The 13,973-nt window shown below is 66.9% G+C and carries 12 protein-coding genes and 1 pseudogene; 8 read left to right on the top strand and 5 right to left on the bottom strand.

Annotation, left to right across the window (positions count from 1 at the left end; translation table 11 throughout):
* The first annotated feature begins 11 nt into the window (after positions 1-11).
* Positions 12-779, top strand: a complete 768-nt coding sequence (locus V6U82_RS29000; protein ID WP_334466874.1) for a hypothetical protein — start codon at positions 12-14, stop codon at positions 777-779.
* A gap of 33 nt (positions 780-812) precedes the next feature.
* Here V6U82_RS29000 and V6U82_RS28995 read toward each other — a convergent pair whose 3' ends face one another.
* From V6U82_RS28995 to V6U82_RS28980, 4 genes are all read right to left on the bottom strand, one after another.
* Positions 813-1,640 carry an SAM-dependent methyltransferase gene (locus V6U82_RS28995; protein WP_128137736.1) on the bottom strand — a complete coding sequence of 276 codons (828 nt, stop codon included), beginning with the start codon at positions 1,638-1,640 and terminating at the stop codon, positions 813-815.
* Between the two features lie 139 nt (positions 1,641-1,779).
* Positions 1,780-2,034 (bottom strand): hypothetical protein, encoded by a 255-nt coding sequence (locus V6U82_RS28990; RefSeq protein ID WP_334466869.1) that lies wholly within the window; start codon positions 2,032-2,034, stop codon positions 1,780-1,782.
* Entirely contained in the window at positions 2,027-2,269 is a 243-nt protein-coding gene (locus V6U82_RS28985) for a DivIVA domain-containing protein (RefSeq protein ID WP_128137740.1), read from the bottom strand. Before V6U82_RS28985 ends, V6U82_RS28990 begins: the two co-directional genes overlap by 8 nt.
* Positions 2,266-2,496, bottom strand: coding sequence for a hypothetical protein (locus V6U82_RS28980; protein WP_128137734.1), 231 nt, complete (start codon positions 2,494-2,496; stop codon positions 2,266-2,268). The genes V6U82_RS28985 and V6U82_RS28980 overlap by 4 nt, the downstream gene beginning before the upstream one ends.
* 242 nt (positions 2,497-2,738) lie before the next feature.
* Between V6U82_RS28980 and V6U82_RS28975 the strand changes: the two genes are divergently transcribed.
* From V6U82_RS28975 to V6U82_RS28955, 5 genes and pseudogenes are all read left to right on the top strand, one after another.
* Positions 2,739-3,743, top strand: a complete 1,005-nt coding sequence (locus V6U82_RS28975; protein WP_334466865.1) for a DUF5919 domain-containing protein — start codon at positions 2,739-2,741, stop codon at positions 3,741-3,743.
* Positions 3,740-4,543: an inositol monophosphatase family protein gene (locus V6U82_RS28970; protein WP_334466863.1), complete on the top strand. Its 804-nt coding sequence runs from the start codon at positions 3,740-3,742 to the stop codon at positions 4,541-4,543. Before V6U82_RS28975 ends, V6U82_RS28970 begins: the two co-directional genes overlap by 4 nt.
* Before the next feature lie 136 nt (positions 4,544-4,679).
* Positions 4,680-5,226 (top strand): annotated as a pseudogene (locus tag V6U82_RS28965) (transposase family protein).
* Positions 5,227-5,395: 169 nt separating this feature from the next.
* Positions 5,396-5,821, top strand: a complete 426-nt coding sequence (locus V6U82_RS28960) for a very short patch repair endonuclease (protein ID WP_334466860.1) — start codon at positions 5,396-5,398, stop codon at positions 5,819-5,821.
* Positions 5,822-5,863: 42 nt separating this feature from the next.
* On the top strand, positions 5,864-7,168 hold the full coding sequence (locus V6U82_RS28955; RefSeq protein ID WP_334466857.1) for an ATP-binding protein: 1,305 nt from the start codon (positions 5,864-5,866) through the stop codon (positions 7,166-7,168).
* An 18-nt stretch (positions 7,169-7,186) separates the two neighbouring features.
* Here V6U82_RS28955 and dcm read toward each other — a convergent pair whose 3' ends face one another.
* Complete coding sequence (dcm, locus tag V6U82_RS28950) at positions 7,187-9,139, bottom strand: DNA cytosine methyltransferase (protein WP_334466854.1); 1,953 nt, start codon at positions 9,137-9,139, stop codon at positions 7,187-7,189.
* Between the two features lie 329 nt (positions 9,140-9,468).
* Between dcm and V6U82_RS28945 the strand changes: the two genes are divergently transcribed.
* A complete protein-coding gene (locus tag V6U82_RS28945) occupies positions 9,469-10,944 on the top strand; it encodes an ATP-binding protein (RefSeq protein ID WP_334466850.1) in 1,476 nt (491 codons plus the stop codon).
* 48 nt (positions 10,945-10,992) lie between these two features.
* On the top strand, positions 10,993-13,791 hold the full coding sequence (locus V6U82_RS28940; RefSeq protein ID WP_334466847.1) for a Z1 domain-containing protein: 2,799 nt from the start codon (positions 10,993-10,995) through the stop codon (positions 13,789-13,791).
* Positions 13,792-13,973 lie beyond the last annotated feature (182 nt).

Below are 13,973 nucleotides of genomic sequence, written 5' to 3'. Positions count from 1 at the left end.
CGGGTGAGACGATGGACCTGCACCGCAGTCGCGTCGGTCTTGTCATCGGCTTCGTCCTGCTGCCGTTCGGCTTCTGCATGGTGCTGGGCGGGCTGGGCGGCAGCACCCTTCGACTGATCGGCGGGTTGATTCTCGGCGGGCTCGTCATGCTCGCCGGCGTCGCGGGCATCGTCGAGGCGGTCCGGCCGTTCCGGTTCCACATCGGCTTCGACGGCCTGACCGTCCGGACAGCCGGGCTGAACCGGCTGCTGCCCTGGGCGGAGGTCGAGCACCTGGTCCTGTACCAGCCACCTCCGGTCCTGTCCGACAAGAGGATGCCGTCGCCGTTGCTGCTGCTCGTACCCGCCCCCAGGTCGACCGTCGACGTACCGCTGACCCAACGCAGCCCGTTGGACGACCGGCCCTGCCTGCTCCTGCTCGAAGTGCACGACGTCCGGGAGAAGACCGACGAGGTGGCCGACGCCCTCGCCCGGTACGGCGGCAGCCGCTTCACCGACCACCGCCGGCTCGTCCGGCAGCGCTTCGACTCAGCCCGCTTCCCGGTCGAAGCCCGCGGCTACGACCGGGCTGCCGTCGACGCCGTCGTGCGTAAGGGCCAGCAGGCCCTGCGGTCGGAGGAATTCCTGGGGCGGCTGGGGGCGAAGGCAGAGGTGGAACTCGCCCTGGCCGAGTTGCCGCTCGTCGCGCACGGCTACGACCGCGTCCGGGTCGACGCGTTCCTACGGGACCTGTCCGCCGCGTTGGGACGGTTCGAGGAGGGCGAAGAGGAGCCCGGCTGACGCGTCCGCACCCACTTACGAGCCTCGTACCGCCTACGGTTTGCGGGCGAGCAGTCCGACGAAGGTGTGGTAGGTGTCGGTCTGCTGCGGGGCCGGCGCGTCCGGGTCCGGACGCCACTCGGCCAGCGGCACCAGGCCCGGCTCCAGCACCGTCAGCCCGTCGGCGAAGGCGAGGATCTCCTCGTCGGTACGCCAGCGGCCGGTGCCGAGCGACTCGTTGAACACCCGCTCGACCTCGCGGGCCTTGCGGGAACCCTCCGGATCCCGCTCGCCCGGGTCACGGAAGTGCGAGATCGCCACGTAACTGCCGGACGGCAGCGCGTCGATCAGCGCCGCCGCGACCGATCGCGGGTCCTCGTCGTCGCCGATGTGGTGCAGGATCGCGAACAGCAGCAGCCCGATCGGGCGGTCGAAGTCGAGGAACCGGCGGACGTCCGGGTCGTTGAGGATCTCCTCCGGCTCCCGGATGTCGGCCTGGATCACCGTCGCGGTGCCCTCGGCGGCGAGCAGCGCCCGCCCGTGCGCCAGGACGATCGGGTCGTTGTCCACGTACACGACCCGGGCCTTCGGGTTGTGCTCGATGGCGACCTCGTGCACGTTGCCCTGGGTGGGCAGCCCCGACCCGATGTCGAGGAACTGGTCGATGCCCGCCTCGGTCACGAGGTGGCGGATCACCCGGCGCAGGAAGGCACGGTTCGCCTGACCGGCGGCCGGCCCGTCCGGCGTGATGCGCAGGGCGTGCTCGGCGACCTTCCGGTCGACCTCGAAGTTGTCCTTGCCGCCGAGGAAGTAGTCGTAGACCCGGGCCACGCTGGGAACGGTGACGTCGATTCCGGGCGGTGCGGCCTTGTCGCGGGTCACAGGCGTCTCCAGGCTCCGTGGCGGTTCCGGGCGTTTTCGGGGAGTGTAGCGACCGTACAGGGTGGATGGACGCCCGGTTTGGGACCGCTCCCAACGGACCCGGCCGCCACCAGGACGTTCATCGACCGACACGCCGAAGTCAGCGCAGCTCCATCGCCCCGCATGACCCGTCGTGACCATCCCGCTGTCCGCAGCGCCCACCGCCGGGGAGCCGCACGTCGCACCAGACCCGGTACCGCAGGTGCTGCGCGTCCTCCTCGCTGAGCGTCATCTCGCCGAAGTCGACGGCATCCAGGTGACCGAGCGACCGGGCGAGCGCGGCGGCCAGCTCGTCGGCGGCGTCCCGGCTGGTCAGCGTGGTCGGCAGGTGGATGATCCAGCGCGGCTCAGCCATCGTGGCCGCGCCGCCGGCAGCCGTTGTGGCGGGACTGCCACTGCCGAAGGGCCTGACGGACCCGCTCCGACTCGGTCCGCGCCGTGGTCAGCTCCCGGTGCAGGCGGTCCATCTCGTCGGCGACCCGGCACAGGTAGTCGTGCACCTGCGCCGGGTCCAGCCCACGCCAGCGGGTGTCGAAGACGGCGCTGCGCACCTGGTACGCCTGCACCCGCTCCCCGGTCACGTAGATCACCACGCCACCGTCCCGGCCGCCAGGGCCTCGTCGGGCAGTCCGGCCGCGGCGAGCGTCGCCCTCCCCCACCGGGCCAGCCGGCAGGGGTACGGGACACGCTCGCTGCGGCACAGCGGCCCCTGCGGCCAGTGCTCGGGCACGTGTACGCGCACGGCCAGCGCGGCGACCAGTAGATCCTCGTCGGTGACCGGGGTGTGGACGGGGAAGTCGGCGAGTACGGCGGACATCGGCAGGCGCCTCCGGTTCGGGTCTTCTGGAGTGGCACCGGGGCGGGCGGGGTCGGCGGAAGCCGCGATCGGGGGACGCGGTGCCGCCGGAGCCCGGCACCCGCCCCGGGCCATGCGTAAAGCCTCGTCAACCCCGCCCTCACGCAACACGACTACGCACTGCACCGCAGCGGTAACTGCACTGCACCGATGCGGGCTACGCTGCCTCAGGTCTGAACTACCCGTGATCGAGGACGGCGCGAATGACGACCGTGCAGAAATGGACGGGCCGGGAAACGCGGGCGTTGCGGCAGGCCCTGCGGATGAGCATTCGCGACTTCTCCGCACACCTCGGCGTCGCCGAGCGAACCGTCTCCAAGTGGGAGGCCGCGATGGACGCGGCTTGCCCCCGGCCGGAGATGCAGGCCGCCCTCGACACTGCACTCGGTACGGCAGCGGAGGACGTTCGCAGCCGCTTCGCCTCGACGCAACGAGACCAAGCGGGACGCGTGGCGGCAGAAGTCGCCTCCGATCTCGCGGCTGCGGCGCGGCGACGCCTGGCGGACGGCCGGAACGCTGCCGGACTGTCGCCAGAGGCCTTCGCTCGCCTGCTCGGCACCGTCCTCGGATGGGATCCAACGGCTCAGCGCGTCGTCGACTGGGAGACGACGGAAACACCGCCGGGAGACGTCCTCCTGGCGCTTGACGTGTTGTTCGGCCCGACGGCCGACAACCTCGCTGGTCTGATCGCGGTCTATCCGAGCCGGTCGCAGCTCACCGCCCATCTGCCCGCAGACCGTCTCCTAGACGGCGCGCGTCGCGTCCGAGCGATCGGGTTGTCTCTCAACATGCTCTGCCAGGACTACGCGGACCGTCATTGGCAAGCGCTCCTGGCAGGCGGCACCCACGCCCGATGCCTGTTCCTGGATCCGGCGGGAACAGCGATCCAGGCGCGCGAGGCGGAGGAGGGATTCCTCTCCGGACAGCTCGCGGCGCTCACCAAACTCAACCTGGAGACATTACTGCGAGTCCGCGAGCGTTTACCTGTCGAACTCCGGACTCGCCTGGAGTTGGCCACCTATGACGAGACTCTTCGCTTCAACATCGTGCTCGTGGATGATCAGTGCGTGGCGCAGCCCTACCTGACCGACAGTCGAGGGGTGGACTCACCCGCCTTCGTCATTCGGCGCGACGTGCACCGATCCGGGCTCTACCAGGTGTTCGAGCAGTTCTTCGAGTCGCACTGGCAGCGTGGCAAGGCGCTGTGAGCACCTACCAAGACCTCCTACCCGTCGCGACCGAGGCCGTTAGGCGAGCTGCTCGGGCCATGCGGCAGGGATCTCCCGGCGTACTCACCCTCAAGGGCGACCGCGACGTCGCCTCCGAACTCGACTTCGCGATCGAGCGGGATGTCCGCGCCTTCCTGGCAGCGGAGACGCCCGATATCGGCTTCCTCGGTGAGGAGGAAGGTGACTCAGGCCGAGCCGACCTCCGTTGGGTACTCGACCCTATCGACGGCACCGCGAACTTCCTCCGCCGGTTGCCGATGTGCGCCGTCTCGCTGGCACTCGTGCATCAGAACAATCCAGTGCTGGGCGTGATCGAGCTGCCGTTCCTGAGCTCGCTCTATACCGCTGTGGAAGGCTGTGGCGCACACGCTAACGGGCAGCGGATAACGGTCGGCGGGGTCAGCGTCTTGAAAGATGCGATCGTCGCCGTCGGCGATTACGCAGTCGGGCCTGGCGCCGATGCCAAGAACGCGATGAGACTGGCCCTGGCCGCCCAGCTCGCTGCACGGTCCCAACGCGTACGCATGATGGGCAGCGCCGCACTCGACCTCGCATGGCTCGCTGAGGGACGGCTGGACGCCGCGATCACCCTCTCGAACCACCTGTGGGACATGGCATCCGGCGTCGTCATCGCGCGGGAAGCTGGGGCATCAGTGGTGGACCGGCACGGCGACGCCCACGACAGCACATCTCAGGAAACACTGGCCGCGTCTCCGCTGCTCATGCCGGCAATACTCGACCTGTGTCAAAGTGCAGCAGCGGAAGTGGCCGCCGACTGAGGGGTTCTTGATGAGCTTTTTCCAAGCTGATCTTGCAGCTCAGGACGGGTGTTGCTGGCCCGGTGATCGATAAGCGCGACACTCCGGGTAGGACATCGGTCGACCAAGACTTGAAAGCCCGACCGGGAACCTCGCCATGCTGCCCTACCCCGCCACGATTCCGTTGTCCAGCCGCACCCTGAACTACCTCGCCGAACGCATCCGCGGCCACCGTAGACAGCGCCGATCCCGGTGGTGGCGCCTTGAGCCCGGCCGCAGGCGCTGCTGGCTCTGGCCCATCTGCGCAACGGCGACACCTACACCCGACTCGCGGCCGGCTCGTGTGGGCATCACCGGCACTACCAGGCTCGGCACACGACCTCACCGCCGCCCGCATCCGCGGCATCATCGCCGCCCTGACCAGCGCGGACGTGATGGCCTTCGCCGACAAGGGCTACCAGGGCGCCCGGGGGCAGCGTGCGTACGCCATTCAAGCGACGCCGCTTCCGGCCGAAGCTGTCACGCCGGCAGAAGGCCGTGAACCGGACCCACGCGAAGATCCGCGCCCGCGTCGAACGAGCCATCGCCACACTCAAACCTGGAAGATCCTGATCAAGCTGCGCTGCTGCCCACACCGAGCCACCGCGGTCGTCCAAGCCGTCCTCGTCCTGCACCACGTCGAAACCAACAGCTACTCAGGATGAATATGGCTCAATGTGTGCCAGAGCCGAAATTCAGCAGGCGTTGACATAGGGTTGTCCGACACGAGTGATAGGGATGACGCGTGCAGGAAACATGGTCGCCGCGACGAGGTGCGGGGGCGTGGCGATGAGCAGCGGCTCTGGGGGGCCACCCACGCGTCGACCAGCTCCGTTGAGTGAAGCGGTCTCCAGGCAGATGAAGCGGATGCGCCAAGCCTCCACCAAGCCCGAGCTACTCATCCGCCGAGAACTGCACCGCCGCGGTTTGAGGTTCCGGATCAACCATCCTGCGCTGCCAGGACGACCTGACATCGCCTTCACCAGAGTGCGTCTGGCGGTCTTCGTTGATGGGTGCTTCTGGCACCAATGTCCGAAGCACGGGGTGATGCCGAAGAACAACCGTGAGTGGTGGCAGGCGAAGCTGCATCGAAACGTCGAGCGGGACCGGGAGAAGGACGCGGCGCTGACGGCGCTGGGCTGGCAGGTTCGGCACTTCTGGGAACACGAAGACCCTGCGGCCGTGGCGGAGGAGTTGGAGCAGACATGGCGGCATCTGGGGACACCAGCGCCTGCCTCAAGATCACGACGTAGGTTGTGACATCCTGGTCGTCACCAGGGACGAGCTGACGGAGGTGGGCAGATGCCCGGCAAGGCGTGGTTCGATGTCGCACCCTCAGCTTCACGCCTGACAAACTCGCTGCGCGACATCGGTTACGACTTTCCGACCGCAGTGGCCGACATCGTCGACAACAGCGTCGCCGCCGGCGCGTCGCGAGTGGAGGTGATGATCGAGTTCGCTGGGTCGAAGACGCGGGTATACATCGCCGACGACGGACGCGGCATGTCTCCCGGAGCGCTGCTGGAGGGACTCCGGCTGGGCACACGCCGGACGTACAAGGCTGGTGAGCTCGGACGCTACGGGCTTGGGCTGAAGACCGCGTCCCTGTCTCAGTGCCGCTCGGTGGCCGTGATCTCCCGGAGCAACCCTGATGTCGTGCGTACCTCAGCCCGAGTTCTCGACCTCGACATAGTCGAGGAGTGGGACCAGTGGGTGGTGGTCGACCCTGGCGCGGATCCGGATGTCGCCAGAGCTCGCCAGTGGCTGGCCGAAGGGACGGGGACTGTCGTCCTGTGGCGCAACCTCGACCGCGTACTTCCGGAGAACCGCCCCGAGGGAGGCTGGGCGCGCCGGCGTCTCGAAGCGCTGGCGACGAAGACGGCGGAACACTTGGGAATCGTATTCCATCGATTCATCGACGGGGTGAGCGGACGGGCTCCGATCGTCATCACCGTCAACGGTCAGAAGGTTCGTCCGTGGAACCCCTTTGCTCCGGACGAGGAGAGCCGTTCCGAGCTGCCCGCGCAACGCTTCGAAATCACCGTCGGTGACGTCTCCGGTCACGTTGACCTGCGTCGTTTCATCCTGCCGTCCCGAGATCGATTCTCCAGTCCAAGCGAATTCGAGCGGCTGTCCGGGCCACTGAACTGGAACCGACAGCAAGGGCTCTACGTCTACCGTGCCGACCGGCTGGTGCAATGGGGCGGCTGGAGCGCCATTCGCGGCATCGACGAGCACACCAAGATGGCCCGGGCCTCGCTGGATTTCAGCACCGACCTCGACTCGGCCTTCAACATCAACGTCGCGAAGATGCGGGTCTCGCTACCGGCGCAGCTGCGTCAGATGCTCGAGGCCCCGGTCAACGAGCTGTGCGTCTACGCCAACGACGCCTACCGCAAGAGCGCGCGCGTGAAGAACAAGCCCGTTCCTCCGGATCTGAACACCACCGCCGACGTGCGGTCCGCGACCCAGTCGGCGGCGACTGCAGGGCTCGCTCTGAGAGCTGCGGCGATGCAGTCCGGAGAGTGGGCCGCCTGGCAGCGGATCGCAGCGACGCTGCGCAAGGAGGCCCCGGAGATCGCCCGATCGCTGGGCTTGGAGCCGTGAGCCGCTGCCCGACCGGGATCAGAAGAGCCGTAGCGGATCCGCGCGCGACTCCGAGCAGAGCTTCTGGAGCGGGCAGGCGTTGCACTCCGGTTCCACCGGTCGGCACAGGCTGTTGGCCAGTTCGACCAGTCCCAGATGGGCTCGCCGGGCGTCCGAGTCCGCGCCGATCATCCGGGCGATCTCCAGGCGGCCGTCCGTGAGTCGATTCCGGCGATCCACTGGATCACCGCTGAAGCGGGCCGCAACCCGAAGTACGCCCTTCGTCACGAGGACAGGCTCCTCGGAGTCCTCCTCGCCATGGGCCTGAACCACGAGAATCGCGAGATCGGCCACCGTTTCGGTGAGCCCTGGGACCTGCCGGAGCTGGTCGTCATCCTGAAGCAGCTCCGGGTTGTCGGCGAGCCGTCCGGCCAGCTCCAGGATCGCTCCGGCTCGGCCCGGCCGTCCGGCCCACTTGCTGATCTCCAGCAGCTCAGCCTCCGCAAGGACGGTCTCCTGCGGCTCACGCCAGCGGGCCAGAAGAGGCCAGATGAAGCGCACCACCTCCGCCGGCGCCCGGTCCAGCAGCATGTCGGCCTGAATCACCTGCCAGCGGGTTTCCGCCCTCAGCCACGGCAGGCCGCGGACCGCGGCGCTGTCGAACCAGGCGGCGAGAAGCGCAGCGATCTCCTGCGTCGTCGCGGGCACGGGTCGCGGATCGTCCAGGGCTGCACGGACAGCACCGGCGAGGTGCTCCCCGAGCAGCGGGGGAACTGCGTTGCCGATCTGGCGAAACGCCGCCGATGGCGGCCCGGCAAAGCGGAACCAGTCCGGGAACGTCTGCAGTCGTGCCGCCTCACGAACTGTGATGGTGCGGTTCTGCCGCGGATGGATGTACCAGTACCCGTCCTTGGCGATGTGCGCGGTGATCGTGCGGGACAGGTTGTTCTCATCGAGTCGCTTGTACTTGTCGTCGAAGATGTCCTCGCGGTAGCGCTTGACCTCGTCCGGAAGATCCCGGTACCTCGTGGTGGCGTCCATCGCCTCGAAGGCCCGAGCGTCATCTTCACGGACGGGTCGCGTGATGTGGTCGAAGATCTTGTTCGCATCGGCTTCAGGCACCGACTTCCGCATGCGCCGCTGGAACTCACTGTGCGGTCGGTCGTAATCGCTCCAGCCCTCGGCACCGCCCGCCGGCCGCCATCCGCCTTCCACTTCCGGCAGATCCCCGATGGCATTCCAAACGGTCACCCGCTCGCGCTGCTCCTGGGGCCAGGTGAAGGCCACACCGTCACGGAGCGCCACCAGGATGAGCCGCTGGCGGAACTGCGGAACCCCATAGCGAAAAGTCTCGACCGAACGCTCCTCGACTGAGTAGCCGATCGACTCGAGTTCATGGACCATGGTCCGGAGAATGAACATCTCCTTGTCCAGTGCCATGTCCGGCACGTTCTCCATCAGAACAGCCTGAGGGCGGGCGATGCGAGCGATCTCAAGGTAGGAGCGCCACAGGTCCCGACGCTCGTCGTACGGGTCGCGCAGCCCATGACGGACACGGTGCCTGATCTTGGAGCGTCCCGCCTTGGAGAACGGTTGGCAAGGAGGACCGCCAGCGAGGAGTTCCACCCCCGCCGCCTTGATGAGTTCAGCCACCTGCCGGACCCGCTCCGGGTCGCCGAGGTCCCAGTCGACACTCATCCCGCCGTGATGGTGCCGGTGGGTTTCGATCGCTTCCTCGTCGTGATCCACTGCGATCACGACCTGATAGCCGGCCGCTTCCAGTCCCAGGCTCAGGCCGCCAGCACCGCTGAAGAGGTCGGCGGCCAGCCGGCCGCCGTCGGCCCTGAGCCTCGACGCCAAGGCAAGAAGCTCCTCCGGCTCCGAGCAGGCGTCAGGGTGAGCAGCGAGGCGGACGAAAGGACCGCGAACCAGCTTGACCCCGTACCCACGGCGACGAACAGGTGCGGCGGCGGGCTGGTCTTCACTGGTCACGATCAGGCAGGTTACCGCTAGGGCGCCTGCGGCGACGATAGCCCGTCCCGACACACCGCCGGAGCATTCAGCGCTGCTGTCAACCCGACCATTGACCTGAGCGAGCAACCATCCGTACGGATGGAAGCTTCATGCGCAAAAGGGGCAAGTCACCCAGAAGCGCAAGAAACGATCTTGATGCGCCGCATGAGATGAGCATCACCTCCCTATACTCGCGCTGTCCGCCACCGGTCACTCTCACATCGTCGCGAGGGATAGATGGTCGTCGGACAGCAACGAATGCGACGTGCGGCGCCCCGAGCTCCGTGCCCAACTGGAGCCGACCTGCTTTGAGCTACGACATCGCTAACCCCGACCCCGCCGGGACAATCACCTCGCTTCGGTCCTTCGGGTACAGCGTCGAGGCTGCCGTGGCGGACCTCGTTGACAACAGCGTCTCGGCCGGCGCTCGGTGTATCGACGTCTACTTCACCTGGGCGGGCCGCGCATCGTGGGTCGCGGTCGCCGACGACGGCAGAGGCATGACGACCGAAGACCTAGTCGGCGCGATGACCGTCGCCGCGCGGGGCTCCTTCGCGGCTCGGGCATCTGAGGATCTGGGTCGCTTCGGTATGGGCCTGAAGAGCGCCTCGTTCTCGCAGGCCGCTCGGCTCACGGTTGCGACAAGACCCGAGGGCGGCGCCGAGGCTGTCCGCACCTGGGACTTGGCGGTCGTGTCCGCCACCAGCGAGTGGCGCCTGCTGCATGGCACCGATGACGAGACCACTCAGACACTGGCCCAACTGCGGCCGGACGGGGGCGTTGGCACGACGGTCATCTGGCGGAGCCTGCACCGGTTCGATGTCGATGGCCTGACGGTGGAGGACACCCGCGCGCAGAAGCAGTTCTACACCGAGGCGACCCGGGTGGAGGAGCACCTCGGCATGGTCTTCGCCCGTTTCCTGTCCGGCCGGAACCGGATCACGATAACGGTCAACGGCACGCTGGTGAAGGCGTGGAATCCTTTCCTAACTGGCCATCCGTCGGTTCAAAGACTTCCCGCCGAAGAGCTGCCCGTCGGTTCGCACACTGTGCGGATCGAGCCGTTCATCCTGCCTCATCCCAAGAAGCTGGACTCCGCGCAGCAGGAACAGGCCGCCGGTCCCGCCGGATGGCTCGACCAGCAGGGTTTCTACGTCTACCGACGGGATCGACTGATCCTCGCCGGCGACTGGCTCGGCATCCGCGGCTTCCGACGCGACGAGCGCTACAACCTCGCGCGGATCGTCGTGGACGTCCCCGCCGAGGCGGATGCCGAATGGGCCATCGACGTGCGGAAGTCGACGGCCGTGCCCCCGGTGGGTGTCCGGCGCCATCTCCAGCGCATCGGTACCGCCACCCGCAGCAGGGCGGCAGAGGTGCTCAGCCATCGCGGTCGGATTGCTGCCCGTGAGCACGGCGCGGAGTTCATCTACGCATGGCGGGTGGACAAGCGCGATGGCAACATCCGGTGCCGCATCAACCGCGACCACCCGCTGGTACGGGAGGTGATGCAGGGCGGACCTGATGCCGCCGTTGACGCCAAAGCGCTGATCCGACTGTTGGAGGAGACGGTCCCCGTGGCCGCACTGCGGATCATGCACGACGGTGACGTGGCGGACGACCCCGAGCCGTTCCTCGGAGCGGCACCGAAGGAGGTGGGCGACGTGGCGAACCGCATCTACGCCGCCTTCGTAGCTCAAGGCCGGACACCGCGCGAGGCGAAGGAGCGACTTGCGCTGATGCCGCCCTTCGACCAGTTCGACGGCTTCTGGCAACAACGCTGATGGCCCTGTCGCCGCCGACCGCACCATCAGACCAACGGGGAGGGCCACATGACTGCACAGACGCAGACAAACGACGACGCGATGCAGCAGGCGATCCGCTTGGTGCTCGCAATGCTGCCTCAGGACCGTCAGGCCACGCACGACGAGATCTCGGAAAGCGTCGATCCGATCTGGGTGATGCAGCAGTCCCGCGGGCAGTTGCTTGATCGGGACGTCCTGCTGAAGGAAATCGAGTCGCGGGTTGCCGTGTGGCAGGACGACTCGGTCGGCTTGAAAGACGATCGCAACCACATTGAGTGGCTTACCGAGGCTCAGCTGGAGCGCAGCTGGGACTTCTGGGACCGCTACCGCCGGTATCTCGAGGATGTGCGTCTGATGCCGCCGAGGGTTGTCCGTCGGCTGGACCAGAGCACGGACCGCATCCTTCGCCAGATCGAGGATCCGCGGCGCCCGGGCGCTTGGCGTCGTACCGGCTTGGTTGTCGGCCAGGTGCAGTCGGGTAAGACCGGCAACTACATCGGCATGGCCTGTAAGGCGGCGGACGCCGGTTACAAGCTCATCGTCATCCTGGCAGGCATCCACAACAGCCTCCGGAGTCAGACCCAGCTTCGGGTCGACGAGGGCCTGCTCGGCTTTGACACGCAGTACCAGCAGCGCTACGACGAGGCGACGAACACGGCACGTATCGGTGTCGGAGTGATGCCCGGCGTGAAGCGCCTGAAGATCGCCTCACTGACCAACAGTGCGGAGGGTGGGGATTTCAAGCAGCAGATAGCCAGGAACCTCAACCTGCCGATCGGCGACTACCCCGTCGTTCTGGTGATCAAGAAGCACAAGAGCATCCTTGAGAACGTCCGCAAGTGGATCGTTGAGGTTGAGGGTGTGCCCATTGGGGACGGCAAGTCCAAGGTCGTGCGGGACATTCCTCTCCTCGTCATCGACGATGAGGCGGATCACGCATCCGTCGACACGACCAAGGACGACGACACCGACCCCTCGACGATCAACCGGTCGATCAGACACCTGCTCAACAGCTTCGACAAGGCGGCCTACGTCGGGTACACCGCGACGCCCTTCGCCAACATCTACATCAAGCCGAAGGCGGACCACGACACGTTCGGGCTGGACCTGTTCCCCGAAAGCTTCATCGAGAGCCTGCCTGCGCCCTCGAACTACCTCGGACCGGAACGGGTGTTCGGGCTCAGCGCCACGGACCCTGACGAGGACGGGATCAAGGCACTTCCGATCTTCCGCCCCGTCCATGACCACGAGGCCTGGATGCCCCCCCGGCACAAGAAGGAGTGGATGCCGCCCGAGGAGCTTCCTCCGTCACTCTGCCAAGCGATCGATGCCTTCATCCTGACCTGCGCCGCCCGTCGGGTACGGGGACAGGGCACCCAGCACAACTCAATGCTCATCCACGTCACGCGGTTCGTCAGCGTGCAGAACCGGATCCGCGACCAGATCGACGAGTACGTCAGCCTGATGCGTGACCGGCTCCGCGACGGCATGGGCGGCGAGGCGGCCCACGTGCTGGACCAACTCCGGGACCTGTGGGAGGGGGACTTCGCCACCACCAGTGTGATGTTTCCGGCCGAGGAAGCCTCGCCGGTCCAATGGACCGAGGTTGAGAAGGAGCTGCGACCGGCTCTCCGGAAGATCGATATCCGGGCCGTCAACGGCACCTCCCGCGACGCGCTCGAATACTACGAGAAGCGCAAGGCCGGGCTGTCCGTCATCGCCGTCGGTGCGGACAAGCTCTCCCGTGGGCTGACGCTCGAGGGCCTCAGTGTGAGTTACTACCTTCGCGCGTCGAGTATGTACGACACACTGCTCCAGATGGGCCGTTGGTTCGGCTACCGCCCCGGCTACGAGGACCTGTGCAGGCTGTACACGACGTCGGAGCTCTTCAACTCGTACAGGGAGATCACAGCAGCGGACAACGAGCTCCGTCAGGACTTCGCGGAGATGGCGCGCCTGGGCCAGACGCCGGAGAGTTTCGGACTGCGCGTTCGCGCTTCTCCGGCCGGACTGGCGGTCACCGCCGCCAACAAGATGCGACGCGGCGTCAAGGTGCGGCTCAGCTACTCCGGGGCGCTTCCTGAGACGACAGTCTTCAGCCTGCATCCCGAGGCCGTCCGGCGGAACTTCGACATCCTCAAACGCTTCATCACCGGCCTAGACCAGCAAAGCGGTCCTGACACCGATGGGACCAGTCTGGTCTGGCGAGGCGTGCCGCCCACGGAGATCATCGACGGCTTCCTCGACGGATACATCTCCGACCGCGGTTCCTACCGGGTGCGCCCAGCGCTCATCGCGCAGTACATCCGTGGCTGCATGGCGGTGCACGAACTGTCGAGCTGGACGGTGCGGCTGGTGGGCACGCCTACCGGGAAGCTGCGCACGATTGGCACCCACTCTCTTCGCCTCGTGACCCGTTCCCGTCCCGAAGGCTTGGAAGCGGAGCCAGGGCGGCACACCATCAAGCGCGTGCTCAGTCCAGCGGACGAGAGCAGGGATCTGCCCGAGGATCTTCGGACACGCGCTCTGGAAGCGACGAGCGCAGCTCGTCGGCTCGAAACCGACCGCAAGGGGAAGGAGTTCAAGGAGCCGAGCATTCCCACGGGGCAGCCGCTGCGGAGGTTCCGGCCGGTGCAGGAGCCCCTGCTCCTGATCTACCCCATCGAGCATCCTGAGGCCAAAGCTGACGTGGACCTGCCTCCCTTGGTGGGCTTCGCGATCAGCTTTCCGTTCTCGGAACATCCGACCGAGACCGAGTACGTCGTCAATGACGTCTGGAGGCAGCTGGAGATCGATCTCTTCGATGACGAGGATCCGGACGAGTGAAGGTCCGAGAAGAAGACTGGGCGCCTCTCGAGGCTGAGCATCACCCGTACGGCATCGTCGCCCGGCGTCTGTTTCCACGATCGCGACACGACATCTTTTTGGGTCTTGTGACGTGTCTGTGGGTGGTTGGGCGCGTCGTTGATGGCGCACGCCGTTGTCCTGCCTAGGTTCTGGCTTGTCGA

The organism is Micromonospora sp. CPCC 205554, from assembly GCF_036902745.1.
Taxonomy (GTDB): Bacteria; Actinomycetota; Actinomycetes; order Mycobacteriales; family Micromonosporaceae; genus Micromonospora; species Micromonospora tulbaghiae.
Note: the sequence above shows the minus strand (reverse complement) of the source record. Positions and strands in the feature narration are given on the sequence as shown.